Annotated in this window: 20 protein-coding genes; 13 read left to right on the plus strand and 7 right to left on the minus strand. The window is 72.5% G+C overall.

The features are described 5' to 3' along the window. Complete coding sequence (argF, locus tag KU893_RS14575; protein ID WP_218235085.1) at positions 1-1,002, minus strand: ornithine carbamoyltransferase; 1,002 nt, start codon at positions 1,000-1,002, stop codon at positions 1-3. A gap of 4 nt (positions 1,003-1,006) precedes the next feature. Then, entirely contained in the window at positions 1,007-2,230 is a 1,224-nt protein-coding gene (locus KU893_RS14580; protein WP_218235086.1) for an arginine deiminase, read from the minus strand. 155 nt (positions 2,231-2,385) lie between these two features. Between KU893_RS14580 and KU893_RS14585 the strand changes: the two genes are divergently transcribed. Both KU893_RS14585 and KU893_RS14590 read left to right on the plus strand, forming a co-directional pair. Next, positions 2,386-3,927, plus strand: a complete 1,542-nt coding sequence (locus KU893_RS14585; protein WP_218235087.1) for a YfcC family protein — start codon at positions 2,386-2,388, stop codon at positions 3,925-3,927. A gap of 205 nt (positions 3,928-4,132) precedes the next feature. Beyond that, positions 4,133-4,822 (plus strand): GerMN domain-containing protein, encoded by a 690-nt coding sequence (locus tag KU893_RS14590; RefSeq protein ID WP_218235088.1) that lies wholly within the window; start codon positions 4,133-4,135, stop codon positions 4,820-4,822. Here KU893_RS14590 and KU893_RS14595 read toward each other — a convergent pair. Then, positions 4,809-6,407, minus strand: coding sequence for a GAF domain-containing sensor histidine kinase (locus tag KU893_RS14595; protein WP_257441277.1), 1,599 nt, complete (start codon positions 6,405-6,407; stop codon positions 4,809-4,811). The genes KU893_RS14590 and KU893_RS14595 overlap by 14 nt on opposite strands. A gap of 118 nt (positions 6,408-6,525) precedes the next feature. On the opposite strand from KU893_RS14595, the gene KU893_RS14600 reads away from it, so the two are divergent. Then, a complete protein-coding gene (locus KU893_RS14600; RefSeq protein ID WP_218235089.1) occupies positions 6,526-6,939 on the plus strand; it encodes a pyridoxamine 5'-phosphate oxidase family protein in 414 nt (137 codons plus the stop codon). On the opposite strand, the gene KU893_RS14605 is transcribed toward KU893_RS14600, so the two are convergent. After that, positions 6,914-7,600 carry a response regulator gene (locus KU893_RS14605; RefSeq protein WP_308167225.1) on the minus strand — a complete coding sequence of 229 codons (687 nt, stop codon included), beginning with the start codon at positions 7,598-7,600 and terminating at the stop codon, positions 6,914-6,916. The two genes, KU893_RS14600 and KU893_RS14605, sit on opposite strands and share 26 nt — an antisense overlap. Before the next feature lie 135 nt (positions 7,601-7,735). Here KU893_RS14605 and KU893_RS14610 point away from each other — a divergent pair, with 135 nt between their 5' ends. The 7 genes from KU893_RS14610 (at position 7,736) to KU893_RS14640 (ending at position 17,117) form a co-directional block, all read left to right on the plus strand. Next, a complete protein-coding gene (locus tag KU893_RS14610; RefSeq protein ID WP_218235090.1) occupies positions 7,736-8,722 on the plus strand; it encodes an Acg family FMN-binding oxidoreductase in 987 nt (328 codons plus the stop codon). Between the two features lie 236 nt (positions 8,723-8,958). Next, on the plus strand, positions 8,959-10,392 hold the full coding sequence (locus KU893_RS14615) for a cytochrome ubiquinol oxidase subunit I (protein WP_218235091.1): 1,434 nt from the start codon (positions 8,959-8,961) through the stop codon (positions 10,390-10,392). Positions 10,393-10,414: 22 nt separating this feature from the next. Further along, positions 10,415-11,440 (plus strand): cytochrome d ubiquinol oxidase subunit II, encoded by a 1,026-nt coding sequence (gene cydB, locus KU893_RS14620; RefSeq protein WP_218235092.1) that lies wholly within the window; start codon positions 10,415-10,417, stop codon positions 11,438-11,440. Next, the gene (gene cydD / locus KU893_RS14625; protein ID WP_218235093.1) at positions 11,437-14,802 is read left to right on the plus strand and encodes a thiol reductant ABC exporter subunit CydD; all 3,366 of its coding nucleotides are present in this window, start codon (positions 11,437-11,439) and stop codon (positions 14,800-14,802) included. Before cydB ends, cydD begins: the two co-directional genes overlap by 4 nt. Next, complete coding sequence (locus KU893_RS14630; RefSeq protein WP_218235094.1) at positions 14,789-15,718, plus strand: universal stress protein; 930 nt, start codon at positions 14,789-14,791, stop codon at positions 15,716-15,718. The genes cydD and KU893_RS14630 overlap by 14 nt, the downstream gene beginning before the upstream one ends. An 8-nt stretch (positions 15,719-15,726) precedes the next feature. Further along, positions 15,727-16,572, plus strand: coding sequence for a universal stress protein (locus KU893_RS14635; protein ID WP_218235095.1), 846 nt, complete (start codon positions 15,727-15,729; stop codon positions 16,570-16,572). After that, entirely contained in the window at positions 16,569-17,117 is a 549-nt protein-coding gene (locus KU893_RS14640; RefSeq protein ID WP_218235096.1) for a flavodoxin family protein, read from the plus strand. Before KU893_RS14635 ends, KU893_RS14640 begins: the two co-directional genes overlap by 4 nt. A gap of 52 nt (positions 17,118-17,169) precedes the next feature. On the opposite strand, the gene KU893_RS14645 is transcribed toward KU893_RS14640, so the two are convergent. Continuing rightward, positions 17,170-17,562 carry a CBS domain-containing protein gene (locus KU893_RS14645; RefSeq protein ID WP_218235097.1) on the minus strand — a complete coding sequence of 131 codons (393 nt, stop codon included), beginning with the start codon at positions 17,560-17,562 and terminating at the stop codon, positions 17,170-17,172. A 164-nt stretch (positions 17,563-17,726) separates the two neighbouring features. On the opposite strand from KU893_RS14645, the gene trxA reads away from it, so the two are divergent. Next, on the plus strand, positions 17,727-18,074 hold the full coding sequence (gene trxA / locus KU893_RS14650) for a thioredoxin (RefSeq protein ID WP_218235098.1): 348 nt from the start codon (positions 17,727-17,729) through the stop codon (positions 18,072-18,074). 214 nt (positions 18,075-18,288) lie between these two features. Then, entirely contained in the window at positions 18,289-18,504 is a 216-nt protein-coding gene (locus KU893_RS14655) for a hypothetical protein (protein ID WP_246592649.1), read from the plus strand. 9 nt (positions 18,505-18,513) lie between these two features. On the opposite strand, the gene KU893_RS14660 is transcribed toward KU893_RS14655, so the two are convergent. Further along, complete coding sequence (locus tag KU893_RS14660) at positions 18,514-19,833, minus strand: erythromycin esterase family protein (protein ID WP_218235099.1); 1,320 nt, start codon at positions 19,831-19,833, stop codon at positions 18,514-18,516. Next, positions 19,833-21,185, minus strand: a complete 1,353-nt coding sequence (locus tag KU893_RS14665) for a phosphoribosyltransferase family protein (RefSeq protein WP_218235100.1) — start codon at positions 21,183-21,185, stop codon at positions 19,833-19,835. Before KU893_RS14665 ends, KU893_RS14660 begins: the two co-directional genes overlap by 1 nt. A 164-nt stretch (positions 21,186-21,349) precedes the next feature. On the opposite strand from KU893_RS14665, the gene KU893_RS14670 reads away from it, so the two are divergent. Further along, complete coding sequence (locus tag KU893_RS14670) at positions 21,350-22,153, plus strand: SDR family NAD(P)-dependent oxidoreductase (RefSeq protein ID WP_218235101.1); 804 nt, start codon at positions 21,350-21,352, stop codon at positions 22,151-22,153. The last annotated feature ends 38 nt before the right edge of the window (positions 22,154-22,191 follow it).

The raw sequence follows: 22,191 nt of genomic DNA on the forward strand, positions 1-22,191 counted from the left end.
TCAGCCGCCCAGCGTCGCGACGAGGACCGCCTTGATGGTGTGCATCCGGTTCTCCGCCTGGTCGAACACGATGGAGTGGGGCGACTCGAACACCTCGTCGGTCACCTCGAGGGCGGTGAGCCCGGTCTGCTGGTAGATCTCCTCGCCCACCTTCGTGTGCCGGTCGTGGAAGGCCGGCAGGCAGTGCATGAACCGGACGGCCGGGTTGCCGGTGGCCTTCACGACCCCCGCGTCGACCTGGTAGCCGCGCAGCAGCGCGATCCGCTCGGGCCAACGCTCCTTCGGCTCGCCCATCGAGAGCCAGACGTCGGTGTAGAGGAAGTCGACGCCGGCCACGCCCTCCGCGACGTCCTCGGTCTGCAGCAGCCGGGCGCCGGTCTGCTCGGCCACCGCCGTGGCCTGCCGGACGACGCTCTCTGAGTTCCACAGGGCGCGGGGCGCGACGATCCGCACGTCCATCCCCATCAGGGCACCGGCGACGAGCAGCGAGTTGCCCATGTTGTTGCGCGCGTCCCCGAGGTAGGCGAAGGAGATCTCCCGATCCGGCTTGCCGGTGTGCTCGCGCATGGTCAGCATGTCGCACAGCGTCTGGGTGGGGTGCCACTCGTCGGTGAGGCCGTTCCACACCGGCACGCCCGAGCGTTCGGCGAGGACCTCGACGTCGGACTGCCGCGAGCCGCGGTACTCGATGCCGTCGTACATCCGGCCGAGGACGCGGGCGGTGTCGGCCATCGACTCCTTGTGCCCGATCTGCGAGCCGGTGGGGTCGAGGTAGGTGACCCGCGCGCCCTGGTCGTGGGCGGCGACCTCGAAGGCGCACCGCGTGCGGGTCGAGGTCTTCTCGAAGATCAGCGCGATGTTCTTGCCGGTCAGCCGGGGCTGCTCGGTGCCGGCCCGCTTGGCCGCCTTGAGGGTGGCGGCCAGGTCGAGCAGGTAGCGCCACTCCTCGGGCGTGTGGTCGAGCTCCTTGAGGAAGGAGCGGTTGCGCAGGGGCGCGGCCATCGGCTCAGATCCCCTCACGCTCGATGGGGCAGGTCATGCAGCGCGGACCACCCCGGCCGCGGCCCAGCTCGCTGCCCTCGATGGTGATCACCTCGATGCCGTTCTTGCGCAGATGGGTGTTGGTGGTGACGTTGCGCTCGTAGGCGACCACGACGCCGGGCCGCACGGCGAGCACGTTGCAGCCGTCGTCCCACTGCTCCCGCTCGGCCGATCGGACGTCCTGGGTCGGGGTGAGCACCCGGATCCGCTCCAGGCCCAGCGCGGCCGCGATCGCGGTGTGCATGTCGTCGGGCGCGTGGGCGGTGATGGCCAGCTCCTTGTCGGTGTCGCCCGGCTCGATCGTGTACGACGGCAGCGGGCCGAGCCCGGCGTACTGCGTGAAGGTCTCCTCGTCGACCATCGTCATCACGGTGTCGAGGTGCATGAAGGCCCGCTTCTGCGGCAGGGCCAGGGCGACGATGCGCTGCGCGCTGCCGGAGGCGAAGATCCGCCGGGCCAGCCGCTCCACCCCCTGCGGGGTCGTGCGCTCGCTCATGCCGACGAGCACCGAGCCGCGGCCGAGCACGAGCATGTCTCCGCCCTCCGTGGTGGCCGGGGCGTTGGTGGAGCCGTCGGCCCACCAGTGGAAGCCGGCGTCCGCGAAGGAGGGGTGCCAGCGGTAGATCGCCTCGTAGTGGACGGTCTCCCGGGTGCGGGCACGCTTGCGCATCGCGTTGACCGAGACCCCGTCGTACACCCACGCGGAGGTGTCGCGGGTGAAGAGGTGGTTCGGCAGCGGCGGCACCACGAAGTCGTCGGCACCCATCACCTGCACCACCACCGACTGCGGCTCCTCGATGAGCTCCAGCAGCTCGCGCTTGGTCAGCCCGCCGATGAGCAGGGTGGCCAGCTCGTCGGCCGGCATGCTGGTGCACAGGTTGTGCAACGTGTCGGCCCCCAGCGGCCCGTAGACCCGCTCGTCGAAGGTGCCGTCGAGCACGTGGCGACGGGCCTCCGGGATCGCCATCGTCTCGGCGAGCAGCCGGTCGAGCAGGTGCACCTCGACCCCTTGGTCGCGCAGCGCCTCGGCGAAGGCGTCGTGCTCCTGCTTGGCCCGCTTGACCCAGAGGACGTCGTCGAACAGGTAGGCGTCCTTGTTGGTGGGGGTGAGCCGCATCAGCTCCAGGCCCGGCCGGTGCAGGATCGCCTGACGCAGGGCGCCCACCTCGGAGTCGACGTGCAGGTTCATGGGGGTTCCTCTCTCGTGTCTGGCTCGATCCTGCGCGGCTCGGCCGAGTTGCGGAGGGGTCATAGGTCCCGACGCCTCGGGCACATCGACCGATCTCGCCCCGACCGCGGCAGTGCTTCCGTAGTCGGGACATGGATCGCACAGGAGGTATCCACATGAGCACGACCCATCGCGCCGAGCAACCCGCCGGCCCGCCGCCCGGCGAGACGTCGGAACACCGGCGCAGCTTCCACTTCCCCAGCGCCTTCGCGGTCCTGTTCGGTGTCACGATCGCCGTCTGGCTGCTCGCCTTCGTCATCCCGTCCGGGACGTACCAGACCGACGCCGACAGCGGGCGCCCGATCCCCGGCACCTACGCCACCTCCGACAGCGGCCTGTCCTTCGGCGACCGGCTCATGGACCTGTTCCTGGCACCCGTCAACGGCCTGTACGGCGTCCTCAACTCCGACGGGAAGATCGGGCCCTACGAGTCCGGGGAGCTGTACGGCGCCGCCGGGGTCTTCCTCTTCGTGCTGGCGATCGGCATCTTCATCACCATGGCGATGCGCACGGGCGCCATCGACGACGGCGTGGCCCGGGTCGCCCAGCGGATGAGCGGACGCGGCACCGCGTTGATCGCCGTGCTGATGGTCCTGTTCTCCATCGGCGGCACCACGGAGGGCATGGCCGAGGAGACCCTCGGCTTCTACGCCCTGCTGATCCCGCTCATGCTGGCCCTCGGCTACGACCGCATGGTCGCGGCCGCCACGATCCTGCTCGGGGCGGGCATCGGGGTGCTGGCCTCGACGGTCAACCCGTTCGCCACCGGCGTCGCCTCCGACGCGGCCGACATCTCGATCGGCGACGGCATCGCGTTCCGGTTCGCCATGTACGTCGTCCTGGTGCCGGTCGCCGTCTGGTGGGTCGTTCGCTACGCCCGCCGGGTCAAGGCGGACCCGTCCCGCTCGATGGTCGGCCCGGTCGCCGGCGACGACGAGCTGCGCGCGCACGGCCTGCGGGACGTCCCCGGCCTGAGCGGACGACAGAAGTCGGTGCTCGCGATCGTCGCGGTCACCTTCGCTTTCATGATCTTCGCGATCGTGCCGTGGGCGCAGGTCATCCACGGCCCCGACGCGGCGAGCTTCTCCTGGCAGCTCGACTGGTACTTCCCCGAGCTCGCCGCGCTGTTCCTCGTCATGTCCCTGGTCGTCGGCATCGTCGGCGGGCTCGGCGAGCACGGCGTCAGCGAGGCGCTCACCCGCGGCGCCGGCGACTTCGTCGGCGTGGGCCTGATCATCGTGCTCGCCCGCGGTGTCACAGTCATCATGAACAACACCGACATCACCGGCACCGTGCTGCACGCGATGGAGAACACGGTCAGCGGAACCTCCTCGGGCGTCTTCGGCGCCGTGATGTTCCTGATCAACGTCCCCCTCGCCTTCCTGGTGCCCTCGACCTCCGGCCACGCCGCCCTAGCGATGCCGATCCTCGCGCCGCTCGCCGACTTCGCCAACGTGCAGCGCTCGGTCGTGGTGACGGCCTTCCAGTCGGCCTCGGGCGTGGTCAACCTGATCACCCCGACCTCCGCCGTGGTGATGGGCGGACTCGCACTGGCCAAGGTCCGCTACGACCAGTACCTGCGGTTCGTGCTGCCGCTGGTCGGCATCCTGCTGGTGCTGGGCACCGGCGCGCTGGCCCTGGGGGCGGCGCTGTCCTGACCGGGACGGCGAGCAGCGAGAGAGGGACGTCATGCGGTGTCCAGCACTGGTCGGGCTCGTCCTCGCGCTCGCCGTCGTCAGCGGGTGCGCGACGGACGAGCCCGGGGACGGTCCGGCCCGTCCCAGCCCGAGCACCAGCTCGAGCAGCAGCCCTAGTACCAGCCCGAGTGGCAGCCCGAGCGTGCCCCCGAGGGTGACCTCGGGCGTGTACTTCCTCATCGACACCCGCGCCGGGGTACGCCTCGCCCGCGAGGAGCGCAGCCTGGACGCCGCCGACCCCGCGAGGAGCGCCGTCGAGGCGATGATCGCGGGGCCGACGGACCCCGACTACACCACGACGTGGGCCCCCGGGACGCGGGTGCTGTCGGTGCGGCGGAGCGCAGGCGTCATCGAGGTCGACCTGTCGGCCGATGCCCGGCGGGCCAACGTCGGCTCCGAGGCCGCGGCGCGGATGGTCCAGCAGCTGGTCTACACCGTCACCGAGGTCCTCGGCCGCGGCATGCCGGTCCAGCTCCTGATCGAGGGCCGCCGGGCCGGCGAGCTGTGGGGAGTGCTGGCCTGGGACCGCCCGGTGACCCGGGGGCGGCCTGTCGACGTACGGCTGCTCGTGCAGATCGACCATCCCGGCGAAGGCGCCGCGCTCACCTCGCCGGTGAGCGTGGACGGCATCGCGGCGGTGTTCGAGGCGCAGCTGTCCTGGCAGGTCCTCACCGCAGACGGCGCGGTGGCCCAGCAGGGTACGACCATGACCAGCCGGGGTCAGCGGTTCGCCCCCTACTCCTTCACGGTGTCCCTCATGCCCGGCAGCTACGTCGTGCTGGTCGAGGAGGACGACCCCTCGGGCGGTGCGGGCGGCACCCCGATGAGCGACACGCGGACGATCATCGTCCGGTAGCGCTCCCCCGGCCCGGCACCGACCAGATCAGGGCCGTGCCGCCCCCGGGCGCGGTCTCGACGACCAGGCTCCCGCCGCGCTGCACGGCGCGCGAGCGGATGTTGGCCAGCCCGCTCTCCGCCACGACCTCCGACATCCCGCGGCCGTTGTCGCGCACGACCAGCACGACCTGGTCCCCGGCCTCGAGCACGACCTGGACCGCGCTCGCCTCGGCGTGCCGGCTCGCATTGGACAGCCCCTCCGCGAGGACGGCCAGCAGGTCCGGCACGACCTCGTCGGGGACCAGCGTGCGCACGGGCCCCTCGAAGCTGAGCGACGGGCGGAACTTCAGCGTCGCGGCGGCCCGCTCCACCAGCCGGGTGACCTCGGCCTGCACGTCACCGGCCGACTCCAGCGAGCTCAGACCGAAGATCGCGCGCCGGATGTCCTTGATGGTGGCGTCGAGATCGTCGACGGCCTGCTCGATGCGCGCCGCGACCTCGGGCTTCTGGACCAGACGGGTGGCCCCCTGCAGCCCGAGCCCGACGGCGAAGAGGCGCTGGATCACCAGGTCGTGCAGGTCGCGGCCGATCCGGTCGCGGTCCTCGAAGACCGCGAGCCGGCGACGATCCTCCCGGGCCTCGGCGAGCTGGAGCGACAGCGTCGCCTGCTCGGCGTACGCCGTGACGAGCTTGGCGTCCAGGGCGTAGTAGCGGTCCTCGTGCTCCGGCGACCAGGCCAGCGACAGCGTGCCGGCCGACGCCGAGGACGGGCTGAACGGGACCGTCAGCACCGGCGTGTCCTCCCCCACCTCCTCGGCCCCGCTGCGCGCGATCACCCGGGAACGGTCGTCGTCGTCGACCAGCTCGACCCAGGCCGCGTCGGCCCCCGCGAGGTCACGCGCCTGCGCCACCAGGTCCGCCACCGGGTCGTCGGCCGGGTCCGGCTCGGCCAGGACGGAGCCCAGCGCGGCGGTCGCGAGGGCCCACGTCTCCCGGGCCGTCGTCTCCTCGTAGAGCCGGGCGTTCTCGATGGCGACGCCCGCGGCCGCTGCCAGCGCGACGACGATCTCCTCGTCCTCGGCGGTGAAGTCGCCGCCGCCCGCCTTCTCGGTCAGGTAGAGGTTGCCGAACACGCGGTCCCGGATCCGCACCGGCACGCCGAGGAAGGAGCTCATGGGGGGGTGGTGCTCGGGGAAGCCGTACGACGCCGGGTGCTCGGCGATGTCGTGCAGCCGCAGCGGCTCGGGGCGGTCGATGATCAGGCCGAGCAGCCCGTGGCCGGTCGGCAGGTCACCGATCTCCGCGGCCAGGTCGCCCGAGATGCCGTGGTGGATGAAGGTGCGCAGCCGCCGCTGACGACCGGCGCTGAGCACCCCGAGAGCGGCGTAACGCGCGTCGACCAGGCGACTGGCGATCGAGACGATGCGGGACAGGACGCCATCGAGGCTGAGGTCGGCCGAGATCGTGACGACCGCGTCGAGGAGCAGCTGCAGTCGTGCCTGCTGGTCGAGGGCACCGTGCATCCGGTCCCGGACCTCGCGGACCAGGTCCTCGAACTCGAACTGGCCCAGCTCGACCGACGGCTCGGACTCTGCACCCTCCACGAGGAAGACGCTACCTCGTCGCGGGCACAAGGACCCGAATATTGCGGGACCCGCGACCTGGCGCGCGGCGCGATCCAGGACGACGATGGAGGTGCGATCGAGAAGGAGGTGGTCGGCGATGTCGACGTCCGATGTCCGGCCGGGCCGGCTGGTGGTGCTGTCCGACGACGAGTGCTGGGACCTCCTCCGCTCGCGCCCCGTGGGCCGGATCGCCTGGTCCGGGGACCAGGGAGTGTCGGTCGTCCCCGTCAACTTCGCGGTCGACGGCGAGGCGATCTTGCTGCGCACCACGCCCTACTCCCTGATGGCGCGCGACTGCGCCGGCCAGGAGGTGGCCTTCGAGGTGGACGAGATCGACGACGAGCACCGGCGTGGGTGGAGCGTGCTGGTCCGGGGCCGGTGCGAGCGCGAGGAGCGCCCGAGCGAGGGCCCTCACCCGTGGGCGACCGGCTCGCGCCTGTTGGGTCTGCGCATCGGCGTGCGCTCGCTGAGCGGACGCCGGATCGTCAGCTCGGGTTCGGCGGATGCTTGACGGCGTAGATGGCGGCCTGGGTGCGGCTCGACATGCCGAGCTTGGACAGGAGCGAGGACACGTAGTTCTTCACCGTCTTCTCGGCGAGGTGCAGCTCGCGAGCGATCTGCCGGTTGGTCAGGCCCTGGCCGATCAGGTCGAGGATCCGGCCCTCCTGGTCGGTGAGTGACTCGAGCTCCTTGTTGACCGGCGGGCCGGACCGGATCCGGTCGAGCACCTGTGCGGTCACCGACGGGTCGAGCGTGGACTGCCCGGCGGCGACCCGGCGCACGATGTCGAGCAGGTCGGTGCCGCGGACCTGCTTGAGCACATAGCCCGCCGCGCCGGCCATGATCGCCGCGAAGAGCGCGTCGTCGTCGTCGTACGACGTCAAGATGAGCGCCTTGATCGACGGGTCCTGGGAACGCACGTCGCGACACACGTCGATGCCGGAGCCGTCCGGGAGACGTCCGTCGAGGATGGCCACGTCGGGGCGCAGGGCCGGGATCCGGCGGGCGGCCTCGGCGGCCGAGTCGGACTCGCCGACGACGACGATGTCGCCCTCGCTCTCGAGCAGGTCACGGATGCCGCGGCGGATCATCTCGTGGTCGTCGAGCAGGTAGACGCGGATCTGCTGGTCGCCCTCACGGGTCGCTTCGGCACGGGTCGCTTCGTCGCTCACAGGGCCCACGGTAGCCCCACGCCCCGCTCCGCGCCGGGACTCGGCGCCTGCGCGTTGAGGACCTTTTGCCCTGCTCCGGCCCGTCTCGGGTCGGGCACCCTGGGAGCCAGCGAAGGAAGAGGGGGAACCGCTGCCATGCCTAACCGTCTCGAGACGCGCCGTGAGCAGGCGCCGGCCGCTGTGGTGGAGCGCCTGGTGTCGCTGGCCTGCCTGGCGCCGAGCGTGCACAACACCCAGCCGTGGCTGTGGCGCTACGACGCCGGTGTGCTCGAGCTGCACGCGGACCTGGGGCGACGGCTGCCCGCGGAGGACCCGCGCGGACGGAACATGGTCATCAGCTGCGGCGCCGCCCTGCACCACCTGCAGTTCGCCGCGCGCGCCCTCGGCTGGGAGACGGCCGTCGAACGACTCCCGGATCCCGCCGACCAGGCCCTGCTCGCCCGCGTCACGGTCAGCCGCACCGCCCGGTTCGGGGTCGCCCGGGGAGACATCGACCTGCTGCGGACCCGGTGCACGGACCGGCGCAGGTTCACGGCGTGGCCGGTGCCGACCGATCGACTCGACGACCTGTGCCGGCGTGCCGAGCTGTGGGGCGCGCGCAGCGAGGCGGTGACCAGCGACGCGGCCCGGTTCCGGCTCGAGCTGCTCGCCAACCGCGCCATCAGCTTCCTCGAGGTCGAGGGACGACGCCTGCTCGAGCAGGACCGGTGGATCGACCGGGAGGGCCCGGACGGCATCCCCCTGGAGCTGCTGCCCGACGATCCCGACCCGCTCCACGCCCGGTCCCGCTTCCGGCCGGGGGTGCTCGAGGACACGCGCCTGGTCATCCACAGCGGGGAGCGGGTCATCGCCCTCGGCGGCGAGCACGACGACGTCGCCGGCTGGCTGAGCACCGGCGAGGCGATGAGCGACCTCTGGCTCGAGGCCACCCGCGAGGGGATGTCGGTCGTCCCGATGAGCCAGCCGATGGAGGTGGAGAGCACCCGTCACGAGATCGCCACCACGGTCCTCACCGGTGGGTTCGAGCCGCACCTGCTCCTACGCGTCGGCTGGCAGGCGATCGGTCGGCGCGACCTTCCCCGAACGCCACGACGCCCGCTGCGCGACGTCCTGCAGCGGTGAGCCTGGCCTGGCCGCGGGCATGCATGCTCGCGGAGGCGATCGGCATCACCGCTGCTGCCGCGGCCGCCCGCGCGGCCACGTGGCTGACCGAGACCGTCTGCGGTCCCGCGCCCCGGAGGCCAAAGGTCCCACCGCGACGGGCAATCGGACCGTAGGGCGGGAACACCGCCGCTCTCTAGCGTGGTCGACACCGGGCGAATGCCTGTGACGCCCCTCGACCCCTGCCAGGAGCAACCGTGGACCCGACCGACATCGCGAGGTGGCAGTTCGCCATCACGACCGTCTACCACTTCCTCTTCGTCCCCATCACGATCGGACTGTCCGCGATCATCGCGGGCTACGAGATCACCTGGCTGCGGACCCGTGACGAGCGCTGGCTGCGCCTCACCAAGTTCTTCGGCAAGCTGTTCCTCATCAACTTCGCGATCGGCGTCGTGACCGGGATCGTGCAGGAGTTCCAGTTCGGGATGAACTGGAGCGACTACTCGCGCTTCGTCGGCGACATCTTCGGTGCGCCGCTGGCCGTGGAGGGGCTGCTGGCCTTCTTCCTCGAGTCGACCTTCCTCGGCCTGTGGATCTTCGGCTGGGACCGACTGTCCCCGAAGCTGCACGCCGCCTGCATCGTGCTCGTGCACGTCGGGACCCTGTTCTCGGCGTACTTCATCCTGGCCGCCAACTCGTGGATGCAGAACCCCGTCGGCTACGCGTTCAACCCGGACACCGGTCGCGCGGAGATGAACGACTTCGCCGCGGTGCTGTTCAACAAGGTCCAGCTCGTCACCTTCCCGCACGTGGTGCTGTCGGCGTACATGACCGGCGCCGCGTTCGTGGTCGCCGTCGCCGTGTGGCACCTGCGCCGCGCGCGGACCGACGCCGACCGGGCCGTCTACCGCCCCGCGGTCCGCACCGGCGCCTGGATCATGCTGGTCGCGGCGCTCGGCGTCGTGCTCAGCGGCGATGTCCAGGGCAAGATCATGACCGAGGTCCAGCCGATGAAGATGGCGGCGGCCGAGGGGCTCTACGACACCGAGGCGCCCGCCGACTTCTCCATCTTCCAGCTCGGCACCCTCGACGGCGAGAAGGAGACCTTCTCGGTCAAGGTCCCGGGCCTGCTGTCCTACCTGGCGACGGGAACCACCGACGGCGAGGTCGAGGGCATCAACCAGCTGCGCGAGCAGTACCGCGAGACCTACGGCAGCGACCCCGGTGCGGCGTACTACTCCCCCGGCGACTACACCCCGATCATCCCGCTGACCTACTGGACCTTCCGCCTGATGATCGGGCTCGGCATGGCCGGCGCCGCGCTGGCGCTGTGGATCCTGTGGGCCACCCGCAAGGACCGCGTCCCGCAGGGCAAGGTGGTGCTCGCCGCCGCGATCGCCCTGCCGCTCCTCCCGCTGTTCGCCAACTCCTTCGGCTGGATCTTCACCGAGATGGGCCGTCAGCCCTGGGCCGTCTTCGGCCTGATGACCACCGCGCACTCGGTCTCCCCCGGCCTCACCACCACCGAGGCCTGGATCTCGCTGATCACCCTCACGGCCGTCTACGGCGTGCTCGCGGTGGTCGAGGTGCGGCTGCTGCTCACCTGGATCGGCAAGGGCGCCGACGAGCTGCCCCCCGACGTACCGACCGACTCCGGCGAGGACCGCCCCCTCGCCTTCGCCTACTGAGCGCCCACGAGGAGATCACACCATGGAGCTCACCACCGTCTGGTTCAGCCTGATCGCCATCTTGTGGATCGGCTACTTCACTCTCGAGGGGTTCGACTTCGGCGTCGGCATGCTGCTGCCCGTCCTCGCCCGCGACGACACCGAGCGCCGCGTCATGATCAACACGATCGGTCCGGTCTGGGACGGCAACGAGGTCTGGCTGCTGGTCGCCGGAGGTGCGACCTTCGCGGCCTTCCCCGAGTGGTACGCCACCTTGTTCAGCGGGTTCTACCTGCCACTGCTGCTGATCCTGGTCGCCCTGATCGTGCGCGGCCTGGCCTTCGAGTACCGGGCCAAGCGACCCGACGACCGCTGGAAGTCCCGGTGGGACATGGCGATCATCGTCGGCTCGTTCGTGCCGGCGCTGCTGTGGGGAGTCGCATTCGCCAACATCCTGCGCGGGGTCGAGATCGACGCCGACCTCGAGTACGTCGGCGGGTTCTTCGACCTGCTCAACCCCTACGCCCTGCTGGGCGGCCTCACCACGCTGGCTCTGTTCGTCACCCACGGTGCGCTCTTCATCGCTCTCAAGACCGACGGCGAGATCCGGCACCGGGCGCGCAACCTGGCCGTGCGGGCCGTCGTCGTCACCGCCGTGCTTGCCGTGGCGTTCCTCGCCTGGACCCAGCAGCAGACCGGGACCGTGAGCTCGGCCGTCGCGTTCGCGGTCGCCGCGCTCGCGCTCATCGGCGCGGGCATCGCCGCGCAGGCGGGCCGTGAGGGCTGGGCCTTCCTCGGCACCTTCGTCACGATCGCCCTGGCCGTCGGCGGGCTGTTCCTCGCGCTGTTCCCCGACGTCATGCCGAGCACGCTGGTCGGCGGCACCAGCCTGACGACGACCAACGCCGCCGCGACGGCGTACACGCTGAAGATCATGACGGTCACCGCGGTGATCTTCACGCCGCTCGTGCTCGCCTACCAGGGCTGGACCTACTGGGTGTTCCGCAAGCGGATCGCCACCCACCACATCCCCGCCAGCAGCCCGGCCGAGCCCGCGGGCACCCGATGAGGCCCTCGGACCCGCGCCTGCGCTCCCTTCTGGCGCCGGCGCGGGCCGAGCTGTCCGGGGTGGTCGTGGCCGGCGTCGTGAGCGGCGCGGTGGTGATCGCCCAGGCCTGGGTGGTGACCGGCCTCGTCGTGGCCGTCCTGCGGGGCGGCGAGCTCACCGGCTGGGCGCTGGGCGTGGTCGCCGTGCTCGCGCTGCGTGCCCTGGCCGGCGCGGCGGGCGACCTGTGCGCCACCCGCGCCGCGGGCGTCGTGGGCACGGTGCTGCGCCACCGCCTCGTGCGGGCCTACGTCGAGCGGGCCGGCGCCGCCGCCTCCTCGGGCGAGGAGGCGGTGCTGGCCACGCGCGGCGTGGCGGCCGTGGAGCCCTACGTCACCCGCTACGTCCCGGCCCTGGTCGTCGCGGCGGTGCTGCCGCCGCTGACGGTGGTCGCGATCGCCACCCAGGACCTGCTCAGCGCCGTGATCGTCCTCGCCACCTTGCCCCTGGTCCCGGTCTTCGGGGCGTTGGTCGGCCTCGCCACCCGTGACCGGGCCGACGAGCAGTGGCGGGCGATGGCCTCGCTGTCGGGCCACTTCCTCGACGTCGTGCGCGGCCTGCCGACCCTGGTCGCGCACCGTCGCGCCCGCGCCCAGTCCGCGCGGATCGCCGAGGTCACGGACCGCTACCGGCGGGCATCGCTGCGCACGCTGCGGATCGCCTTCGCGTCCTCCGCCGTGCTGGAGCTGGTCGCCACCTTGTCGGTGGCCCTGGTGGCGGTGACCGTCGGCGTCCGGCTCGCCGGAGGCGGCCTGGGCCTGCACACCGCCCTGGTCGTCCTGCTCCTCGCTCCGGAGGCGTACTGGCCGCTGCGCCGGGTCGGCGCCGAGTTCCACGCCGCCTCCGAGGGCACCGCGACGTTCGAGGCGGTCCACGACCTGCTTGCCGCCGCCCCCCTCGAGCAACTCGACCACGCTGCCTCGCCGGGTGCCGCCCTGGCCCTGAGCGACGTCAGCGTCACCTGGCCCGGTCGCACCGCCCCGGCGGTGCAGCACGTCACCGCCCTGATCCCCGACCGCGGCATCACCGCGCTCACCGGCCCCTCCGGGTGTGGCAAGTCCACCCTGCTCGCCGCCGTCGCCGGGCTGGTTCCGCTCGACGCGGGCACCATCAGCGCGGCCGGCGAGCAGGTCGGCGGACCCGCCTGGCAGGCGCAGGTGGCCTGGCTCCCCCAGCAGCCGCAGTTCGTGGCCGGGACCATCGCGGACAACCTGCGGATCGCCCGGCCGGCGGCGAGCGACGATCGGCTGTGGGAGGTGCTGCGCGAGGTCGCGCTCGAGGAGCGGGTCCGCTCCCTTCCCCACGGCCTGTCCACCCCGCTCGGCGAGGACGGCACGACACTGTCCGCCGGCGAGCGAGCCCGCCTGGCCCTGGCCCGGATCGTGTTGGCCGAGCGGCCCTGGGTGCTCCTCGACGAGCCGACCGCCCACCTCGACGACCTCACCGAGCAGGTCATCGCGGACACCGTGATGGCCCTCGCCCGCCGCAGCGGTGTCGTCGTGGTGGCGCACCGCCCCCGCCTGGTCGACCTGGCCGACCGGCGCATCGAGCTGTCCGCACCGGCGGCCGCGGCACCGCCGGCACGTCCGCCGGTGCTCGCGACCTCCTCCCCCGTCCCCGTGTCGGCCGGGCCGGCATCGGCGCCGGTCCGCCCCGAGCGACGTGCCCTTCTCGGCGCAACCGTCCTGGGCTCGCTGGCCTCCGCGTCCGGGGTGGCGCTGACCGCGACCGCCGGATGGCTGATCGTCCAGGCCTCCACCCACCCCGCCGTGCTGACCCTGCTCGTGGCCGTCGTCGGTGTGCGCGCCTTCGGTCTGGCCCGGCCGGTGCTGCGCTACGTCGAGCGGCTCTGGTCGCACGACGCCGCGCTGCGCCTGCTCGCGCGACGTCGCGTCGAGGTCTACGACGCCCTCGTCCCGCTCGTGCCGGGGCGGTTGGGCCGGCGCCGCGGTGACGTGCTCAGCACCGTCGTCGACGACGTCGACAGTGTCGTCGACCGACAGCTCCGGGTCCGGATGCCGCTGGCCCAGCTCGCCCTCGTCGGCCTGCTCGCCACTGTCGTCGCCGGCTCCCTGCACGTCACGGCGGCCGCCGTGGTGGCCGGGGTGTCACTGCTCGGCGGCGTCGCGTACCTCCTGGCCCGCCACGGGGCGCAGACCGCCGAGCAGCAGCTGGTCGGGCTGCGGGCCCGGCTGTCGGACACGGTGGTCGAGGCCGTCCAGGTGGGCAGCGAGCTGCGGATGTGGCAGCGCTCCCTCCCCGTGGCGGACCGGGTCGCCGAGACCAGTGCACGGATGGGCGCGGTCACCGCGACCGCAGCCCGATGGCTGAGCGCGGCACGCGCCGTCGTGCTGGTCGGCAGCGGTGCCGGCGTTGCCGCGATGGCCGCGCTCACCGCGGGCCCGGTGGCGGCGGGGAGTCTCTCCGGGCCGGTGATGGCGCTGCTCGTGCTCATCCCCCTGGCCCTCTCCGACGTCGCGCTGCCCTGTGCCGACGCGGGCGTCCTCGCCGCGCGGACCGCCGCGGCCGACGACCGGCTGCGAGCCCTCGAGACCATGCCGCCCGCGGTCGCCGACTTCCCGAGCCGCACCTCCCCGCGCGACGACGCGGTCGTCCTGGACGAGCTGACCGCACGGTGGGACGTGCGAGCGCCGCTGACGCGCCCCGTCACCCTCGACCTGGCCCCCGGCGACCGGGTCGCGGTCGTCGGTCCCTCCGGCTCGGGGAAGAGCACGCTGGCCGCGGTCCTGCTGCGCTTCCTCGACGCCGCCTCCGGCGACGCCCTGCTGGGCGGCGCTCCGCTGGCGCACCTCGCGCCGGACGACGTACGACGCCACGTGGGGCTCGTCGACGACCACCCCCACGTCTTCGCCACCACCGTGGCCGAGAACGTCCGCCTCGCCCGGCCCGGCGCGAGCGACGCCGAGGTCGAGGACGCCCTGCGCAGGGCTCACCTCGGGCCGTGGCTCGACGCTCTCCCCGAGGGGCTCGGGACCTGGCTCGGTGCGGGACACGGCGGCCTCTCCGGTGGGGAGCGCGCCCGCCTCGGGGTCGCCCGCTCCCTGCTCGCCGACCACCCGGTCCTGGTCCTAGACGAGCCCACCGCCCACCTCGACCACCCGACGGCCGAGGCTCTCGCCCGCGAGGTCCTGACCGGCCAGCACGACCGGTCGGTGCTCTGGATCACCCACGGGGCGGCCGGTCTGGACCTCGTCGACCGCACGGTAAGCCTCGAGCCGCGGGTCGAAGGTCCCGCCGGGCGCGGGGCGTCGGCCCGTACCGTGCCCGGCGGCGGCGGCCCAGGCTGGACCCATGACCACCACTGACCCCACCCGTGAGCACACCATCGCAGCCGACAGCATCGTCGTCGCGACCGACGGCTCAGACGACGCCGACCGCGCAGTCCACTGGGCCGCCGAGCAGGCGTTCCTCGAGCGTCGTCCGCTGACGGTGGTGAGCACCGTCCACGGCCCCGAGGTCCCGTCCGCGGGCTGGGGCGGCATGGGCGGCTACACCTACGACCCCACGCAGATGCTGGCGAGCGCCCGTGCCGTCGCCCAGGAGGCGGCCGACGTCGCCCACCACCTGCACCCCGGGCTGACCGTCGCGGTCGACGCACGGATCGGCGACCCGCGTCAGATCCTCGTCGAGATCTCGCGCGACGTCCACATGGTCGTGATGGGCTCGCGCGGTCGCGGCTCGCTGCGCAGCAAGCTGCTCGGCTCGGTGAGTGCCGCGGTCAGTCGCGACGCCGGCTGCCCGGTCGTCGTGTGCCGCCCCCAGCGTCACGAGGAGCGGGCCCGGCAGGGCATCCTCGTCGGTGCCGACGGCACGGCCGAGTCGCTTCCGGTCATCGAGTTCGCCTTCCAGCAGGCCTCGCTCATGGACCTCCCGCTCACCGTCGTCCACGCCGTTTGGGACGAGATCGGTGCCGCGCACGGTCCGGTCATGGTCTCGCCCCGGGAGACCGGCCTCGACGAGTACCGGCTCCTGCTCGGCGAGAGCGTCGCCGGCATCTCCTCGAAGTTCCCCGAGGTCGAGGTCGACCTGCGCTTGGCGCGCGGCATGGCCGAGGACTGCCTGAGCGACACCAGCCCGATGTGGAACCTGATCGTCGTCGGCCGCCACCCGGTCGACTCGCTACTGCGCCTGGTCACTGGCGCGGTCGCCACCTCCGTCGTCGAGCGGTCGCACACCACCGTGGCCGTCGTACCGCAGGCCGACGCGCCGGCAGAGAGCTGAGACAAGCCATGAGCACCCCCATCCCTTCGGGCAGCATCGTCGTCGGAGCCGACGGCTCCAAGCACGCCCAGCGCGCGATCACCTGGGCCGCCGAGCAGGCGGCACTCGAAGGACGCCCCCTCGTGGTCCTCACGGCCGAGGACGGTGCCGTCCATCGCATCAACGCCGAAGCCATCCAGCACGCACGCGCCACCGCCCCGGACGTCGACGTGGTCGGACTGACCGCCGCCGACGACCCGCGCGGCACGCTGGTCGAGCTGTCCCGGGAGGCGCACCTGCTGGTCCTGGGCTCACGAGGGCGCGGAACCGTTCGCAGCATGCTGCTGGGCTCGGTGAGCACCGCGGTCAGCCGGCTCTCCTACTGCCCCGTCGTCGTGTGCCGGCCCCGCGCCGAGGAGCACAGCGGCAAGGGCGTGCTCGTGGGCGTCGACGGCACTGAGTCCTCACTCGCGGTCCTCGACTTCGCCTTCGCCCAGGCGTCGCTGCGCGGTCAGTCCCTCATGGTCGTGCACTGCGTGTGGGACGTCGTCGCCGCGGTCGCCGGGCTCCGTAACGTCCGGGTGGAGGACGTCGACCTCGGCCCCGAGGACGAGGCGCACCTCCTGCTCGCCGAGTCCGTCGCCGGATTCCGCGAGAAGTACCCCGACGTCCCCGTCACCCTGCGGGTCACGCACGGGCTGGTGGACGACGTGCTGGGCGGCCGCACCGCCGCGTGGGACCTCGTCGTCGTCGGCCGCCACCCCCTCGACACCGTCGGGCGCCTGGTGACCGGCTCGATCGCGACCGCCGTGGTGGAGCGGGCCCACACCACGGTTGCCGTCGTCCCGGAGCCGACCGAGGTCCTGCCGTCATGAGCCGGGCCGCGCCCAGCGCCCTCGTGGTGTACGAGTCGATGTTTGACAACACCGCGCAGGTGGCGCGGGCGGTCGTCCGGGGGCTGGAGAGGGCTGGGTTCCAGGCCCACAGCGTGCCGGTCACCTCCCTGGCCTCGACCGGACCGGTCGAGGTCGACCTGGTCCTGCTGGGCGCGCCCACCCATGCCTTCTCGCTGAGCAGGCCGAGCAGCCGTTCCGACGCGGTCCGCCAGGGAGCGGCCCCCGGCCGGGCGAAGATCGGCGCCCGGGAGTGGATCGCCCACGTCACGCCCGAGCGGATGGGAACCACCCGGATCGCGGTCTTCGACACCCGGGTGGCCAAGGTGCGCAGGCTGCCACTGGCCGCCGGTCTCACGGCCGCGCGGCTCCTCCACCGCCGCGGGTTCCGGCTGCTTCGCAAGCCGGTCGCCTTCGTGGTGGACGGCACGCGTGGACCGCTGATCGCCGGTGAGGACGAGCGGGCGGAGCACTGGGGCCAGGTGATCGGCGCCGCGTGCCTCGCCGAGCTCGACCAGGCCGCCTGACGGGCGCATCGTTCGCGCCCGCCGTACCTCGCGGTCCGGCCGAGCCGGCACCTCACGTCTGGTTGGCGAGGACGTCGATGACGTCGCGGGAGGAGACGATGCCGACGATCGCGCCGTCCCTGGTCAGGGGCAGGTGTCGGATGTCGGCCGACGCGAGCAGCCGCGCTGCATCGACGATCGTGATCGTCTCGGGGGCGCTGACGACCTCGGTCGTCATCGCCTCCCCCGCCGTGAGGTGCGCCGCATCGGCGGCTCGGGCGAGGTGAACGACGACATCGCGCTCGGAGAGCATGCCGATCGGATGCTCCTGACGCGTGACGACCAGAGCTCCGACCTCCTCGGCACCGAGCAGCTCGATCACCTCCTGGAGGGTGCACTCGTGGTCGATGGTCGCGACCGGCCAGGACATCAGCTCGGACGCGGGAGCCAGCAGGGACGGGGACATGGGGCCTCCTCGGTGGTCGGTTGACGCCACGCTCGCGCAGCGCGGTCACCCGCTGCAGGGCGCAAGGTCCCGGAGCGGAAGGACCTGTGGCGGAACGGGAATCAAATATCCCCCCAGGGGGTTATCCCCACGAAGCCGAACCCACATCCCACGGGAGGAATGCCATGTCCACCACCGACCTCACCGCCGCCACCTTCGAGACCACCGTGCAGGACAACGACATCGTCCTGGTCGACTTCTGGGCGTCCTGGTGCGGCCCGTGCCGGATGTTCGCCCCCGTCTTCGAGCGCGCCGCCGCCGCACACCCGGACATCGTCTTCGCCAAGGTCGACACCGAGGCGGAGCGCGACCTCGCGGCCGCCGCCCAGATCACCTCGATCCCGACCCTGATGGCCTTCAAGGACGGTCAGCTCGTCTTCCGCCAGGCGGGCGCGCTCCCGGCAGCCGGGCTCGAGCAGCTGATCGCGGCCGTCCGGGCGCTCGACCTGACGGAGGCCGCCAGCGCGTCCTGAAGAAGGATGCTGCCCCCGCGCAAGCACGGGGTCCTGGTCCCGGGGCCGCAGGCACACCTGATGAAGCCGGCGTTCGAGAAGTACTTCCTGTGGAAGATGGAGCACGGTTACGTGCAGCTGCCCTGATCCGGCCCCTCGCCGCAGGGCCGAGAGGCCTGCCGAGGGGGACCTTCGTCCTCTGGATGTGGGCCGTGCGCCTGGCGTTCCCTGAAGCATGGAGAACATCGAGAAGGTCGCATCCCCGCCAGCCCCCGCCACCAGTCGGGTACCCAGCCCGCCGGAGGCCCTGTACGGCCTCGGCATCATCGGCGCATGGGTCTGGTTCTGGCGCGCGGCCGACGGCTTCGGCGAGCACCTGTGGGCGCTCGTCCAGGGCGTGTTCTGGCCCGCCTACCTGGTATACGACGCGTTCCGCGCGCTGCGTGGGTGAGGGCCCTGTTCAGAACCCGGACGGCTCCGTCTCGAGCTCGGGCTCGACCGGGCGCGACTCGTGGTGGAGCGGCAGGAGGGCGCGGGTCCGCTCGAGCCAGACGAGCGCGTCGTAGCGGCGCCCGATGACCGTCGGCACGTAGTTGCGCCCCTCCTGGGCAGGCTCGTAGACGACCCCGATGGCACGATGGCCGCGCCGCGCGGAGAGCCACGGGCCGGTTCGGTCCTCGGGGAAGACGAGCACCGCGGAACGGCCGAGGGCGTGGTGGAGCACGTCCTCGTGGCTGCCCGGCCGGGCGCCGGGGACCTCGAGGACACATTCGGGCTCCCCCCACCCCGACGCGGCGAGGACGGTCCCGCGGTGGCACGCGAACCCGACGAGTGCGACGTCGGCGCTCAGCCGCCTCTCCCTCAGGAGCTGTCCGACGTTGACCATCCCCGCGAGCGCCATGTCGGTCGCGCGGGCGTCTCCGACGTGGGTGTTGTGCTCCCAGATCAGCCCCTTGGCCCCGGGGCCGAGGTGCTTCGCGATGCGCTCCACCGTGTCGACCATGTGGTGATCGCGCACGTTCCAGGACGTACGGTCGCCGCGCACCATCGTCCGGTAGTAGAGCTCGGCGTTGGCGGCCACCTCGGCGTTCTGCGCCGCCGCGAAGGCACCCTCGTCGCCCTCCCCCGTCGACCGGTACCGGGCCCGGACCTCCGCCAGGAGGGCGACGACGTCGTTCTCGCAGGACAGGGGGACCAGCCGGGTGGCCCTTGCGTAGCGGTGCGGGTCCTCGCCGTACGGCACGAAGCACTGCCAGGCCCGGTGGGCATCGCCGACCGAGTCCGGCGCGTGCTCGCTGAGCCAGGTGATGATCTCGCGCAGGGAGTCCCACAACGAGTACACGTCGAGACCGTAGAAGCCGACCCGGCGCTCGGCAGGGCGGGCGAGGTTGTGACCCCGGAGCCAGTCGAGGAAGTCGGCGACCTCGCTGTTGGCCCACATCCAGGTCGGCCAGCGTGCGAACCCGGCAAGCACCTCTCGCGCGGTGCGGGCGTCCTCGGCCGGGCCACGCAGCCAGGTGTTGATCCGCCAGCAGTCGGGCCAGTCGCCCTCGACGCCGATCCAGGTGAACCCCTGCTCCTCGATCAGGCGCCGGCTCAGCTCTCCGCGCCACCGGTAGAACTCGTGCGTGCCGTGGGACGCCTCGCCGAGGCAGGCGAAGCGCACGGAACCGAGCCGCTCGACGACGGGGTCGAGGTCGGCCGGTACGACGAGCGGGCCCGCCAGGTGCCGGACCTGAGCCATCGCGGCGTGGTCGAGGGAGTGCTGTCGGACGCCCATCACGCGACCCCCAGGGGCGCTGACCGCTCCGTTCCACCTGCCAGGAGGTAGTGGCTGAACCAGTCGCGGGCCAGGTGGGCCACCTCCCGCAGCGCACCCGGCTCCTCGAACAGGTGCGTTGCGCGGGGCACCACCCGCAGCTCGTGCACGCAGCCGAGCTGGTCCGCCGCCAGCTGGTTGAGCCGGAGCACCTGCGTGTCCGCGCCGCCGACCACCAGGAGGGTGGGAGCCGTGACGTGGCGCAGGTGCGGGCCGGCGAGGTCCGGGCGGCCGCCACGCGAGACCACGGCCGCGATCTGCAGGCCCGGATCGGCCGCGGCCCCCAGCGCCGCGGCGGCACCGGTGCTCGCCCCGAACAGGCCGATCCGCGCGGCGGCCGCGTCCGGCCTGTCCCGCAGCCACCGGACGGCTGCGGCGACCCGCCCGGCCAGCAGGGCCACGTCGAAGACGTTGTCGCGGTCCTGCTCCTCCTCGGGGGTGAGCAGGTCGAGCAGCAGCGTGCCGAGGCCCGCTTCGCGGAGCACCCGAGCGACGTACTGGTTACGACTGCTGTGGCGGCTGCTCCCGCTGCCGTGCGCGAAGACGACGATCCCCCGCGGGTCGGCCGGCAGGTGCAGGTGGCCCCTCAGGACCTGCTGCCTGAGGGGAAGCTCGACGTCGGCGTCGTACCCGGGTCGCTGCGTCGCTAACGGGGACGGTGCCACGCGCGGTTCCGCGGTGACCAGGCGGACGACCTCGTCGTCCGTGGTGGGCGCGAAGTCGCGATAGTGCTGGCCGACGGACCAGAACGGGTCGGGCGTCTGGACGACGACCACGTCGTCGGCGCCGAGATCGGTCCGGCGCAGTCCCGCCGGACCCACGGGCACCGCGACCAGCACGCGGGTCGCGCCGAGATGGCGCGCGGCCTGGCACGCCACGGCAGCCGTCGCGCCGGTCGCGATGCCGTCGTCGACGATCACGGCCGTGCGTCCCGTCAGGTCGGCCGGCTCCCGGCCGGGCCGGAAGCGCCGTACCCGATCCTGGAGCTCGGCCCGCTCCCGCGCCTCCACCAGCTCGAGCTGGCGGTCGGTGACACCCGTGCGCGCGATCAGGCCCCGGTCGAGCACCTCGTACCCGCCCTCGCCGATGGCTCCCATGGCGACCTCGGGCTGGAAGGGCAGACCCAGCTTGCGAACCACGATCACGTCCAGCGGAGCGCGCAGCTCGCGTGCCACCTCCAGGGCGACCGGGACCCCGCCGCGCGGGAGTCCGAGGACGACGACGTCCTGGCCGCGCAGGTGCCGTAGGCGTTGGGCCAGCTGCCTTCCGGCGTCCGCCCGGTCGGCGAAGGTCACCTCGGTTCCTGGGCTCATCGCAGTCCTCGATCCGCTGGGGTGAAGATCTCCACCATCGATCCTGCGCCGCCGACGGCGCCCGGGTCAGGGCCGGAAGTCCTCCCTCGGGGGACCAGGGGCCCTGTCGGTGCCCGGGCCGCGGGGCAGAGCCTTGAGGTGACCCAGGAACGAGAGGAACAGTCATGACCATCAGCTCCCCCAGCATCGCCGACCTCGTGGATCTCACGGGACGCACGGCGATCGTCACCGGCGGCGCCATGGGCATCGGGCGCGGCATCGTCGAGCGCCTCGCCGAGGCGGGAGCCTCCGTCGTGGTCGCCGACGCCGACCTGGAGGCCGCGGACGCCACGGCCAAGGAGCTCACCGAGCACGGCCGGTCGGCGCTGGCCATGTACGTCGACGTCGGTGACGCGGACGAGGTGCACCGTCTGGTCGCGGACACGATCGGCTGGCGGGGGCGGGTCGACATCCTGGTCAACAACGCCGGCATCTTCCCGAGCATGCCGGTGCTCGACATGACCCCCGACGACTTCGACCGCGTCATCCGCACCAACCTGCGAGGCGTGTACCTGTGCTCGAGGGAGGCCGCGCTGCGGATGCGCGACCAGGACGCGGGCGGCCGCATCATCAACGTGACCTCGATCGACGCGCTCCACCCGTCCGCCGTCGGCCTGGCGCACTACGACGCCTCCAAGCACGGGGTCTGGGGCTTCACCAAGAACCTGGCCCTCGAGCTCGCCCCCCACGGCATCTGGGTCAACGCCATCGCCCCCGGTGCGATCGCGACGCCCGGCGCGACCACGATGCAGGCCGGCGCGGGCATCGACCCCCAGGCGATCCTGGAGGCGTTCCTCGCCCAGGTCCCGATGGGCCGGATGGGGGCCCCCGACGACGTCGCTCGCGCGGCGCTCTTCCTGGCCAGCGACCTGGCGTCCTACGTCACCGGCACCCAGATCGTCGTCGACGGCGGACGCCTGCTCGCCTAGGCTGCGTGCCCCGACCGAGAGCGACCAGAACGGAGAGC

It is taken from the genome of Nocardioides daeguensis (assembly GCF_019192965.1).
Lineage (GTDB): Bacteria > Actinomycetota > Actinomycetes > Propionibacteriales > Nocardioidaceae > Nocardioides > Nocardioides daeguensis.

Coding starts and splice junctions, on each gene's coding strand:
- argF (WP_218235085.1), bottom strand. CDS start 1,002: ATGGCCGCGCCCCTGCGCAACCGCTCCTTCCTCAAGGAGCTCGACCAC.
- KU893_RS14580 (WP_218235086.1), bottom strand. CDS start 2,230: ATGAACCTGCACGTCGACTCCGAGGTGGGCGCCCTGCGTCAGGCGATC.
- KU893_RS14585 (WP_218235087.1), top strand. CDS start 2,386: ATGAGCACGACCCATCGCGCCGAGCAACCCGCCGGCCCGCCGCCCGGC.
- KU893_RS14600 (WP_218235089.1), top strand. CDS start 6,526: ATGTCGACGTCCGATGTCCGGCCGGGCCGGCTGGTGGTGCTGTCCGAC.
- KU893_RS14610 (WP_218235090.1), top strand. CDS start 7,736: ATGCCTAACCGTCTCGAGACGCGCCGTGAGCAGGCGCCGGCCGCTGTG.
- cydB (WP_218235092.1), top strand. CDS start 10,415: ATGGAGCTCACCACCGTCTGGTTCAGCCTGATCGCCATCTTGTGGATC.
- cydD (WP_218235093.1), top strand. CDS start 11,437: ATGAGGCCCTCGGACCCGCGCCTGCGCTCCCTTCTGGCGCCGGCGCGG.
- KU893_RS14630 (WP_218235094.1), top strand. CDS start 14,789: ATGACCACCACTGACCCCACCCGTGAGCACACCATCGCAGCCGACAGC.
- KU893_RS14635 (WP_218235095.1), top strand. CDS start 15,727: ATGAGCACCCCCATCCCTTCGGGCAGCATCGTCGTCGGAGCCGACGGC.
- KU893_RS14640 (WP_218235096.1), top strand. CDS start 16,569: ATGAGCCGGGCCGCGCCCAGCGCCCTCGTGGTGTACGAGTCGATGTTT.
- KU893_RS14645 (WP_218235097.1), bottom strand. CDS start 17,562: ATGTCCCCGTCCCTGCTGGCTCCCGCGTCCGAGCTGATGTCCTGGCCG.
- trxA (WP_218235098.1), top strand. CDS start 17,727: ATGTCCACCACCGACCTCACCGCCGCCACCTTCGAGACCACCGTGCAG.
- KU893_RS14655 (WP_246592649.1), top strand. CDS start 18,289: ATGGAGAACATCGAGAAGGTCGCATCCCCGCCAGCCCCCGCCACCAGT.
- KU893_RS14660 (WP_218235099.1), bottom strand. CDS start 19,833: ATGGGCGTCCGACAGCACTCCCTCGACCACGCCGCGATGGCTCAGGTC.
- KU893_RS14665 (WP_218235100.1), bottom strand. CDS start 21,185: ATGAGCCCAGGAACCGAGGTGACCTTCGCCGACCGGGCGGACGCCGGA.
- KU893_RS14670 (WP_218235101.1), top strand. CDS start 21,350: ATGACCATCAGCTCCCCCAGCATCGCCGACCTCGTGGATCTCACGGGA.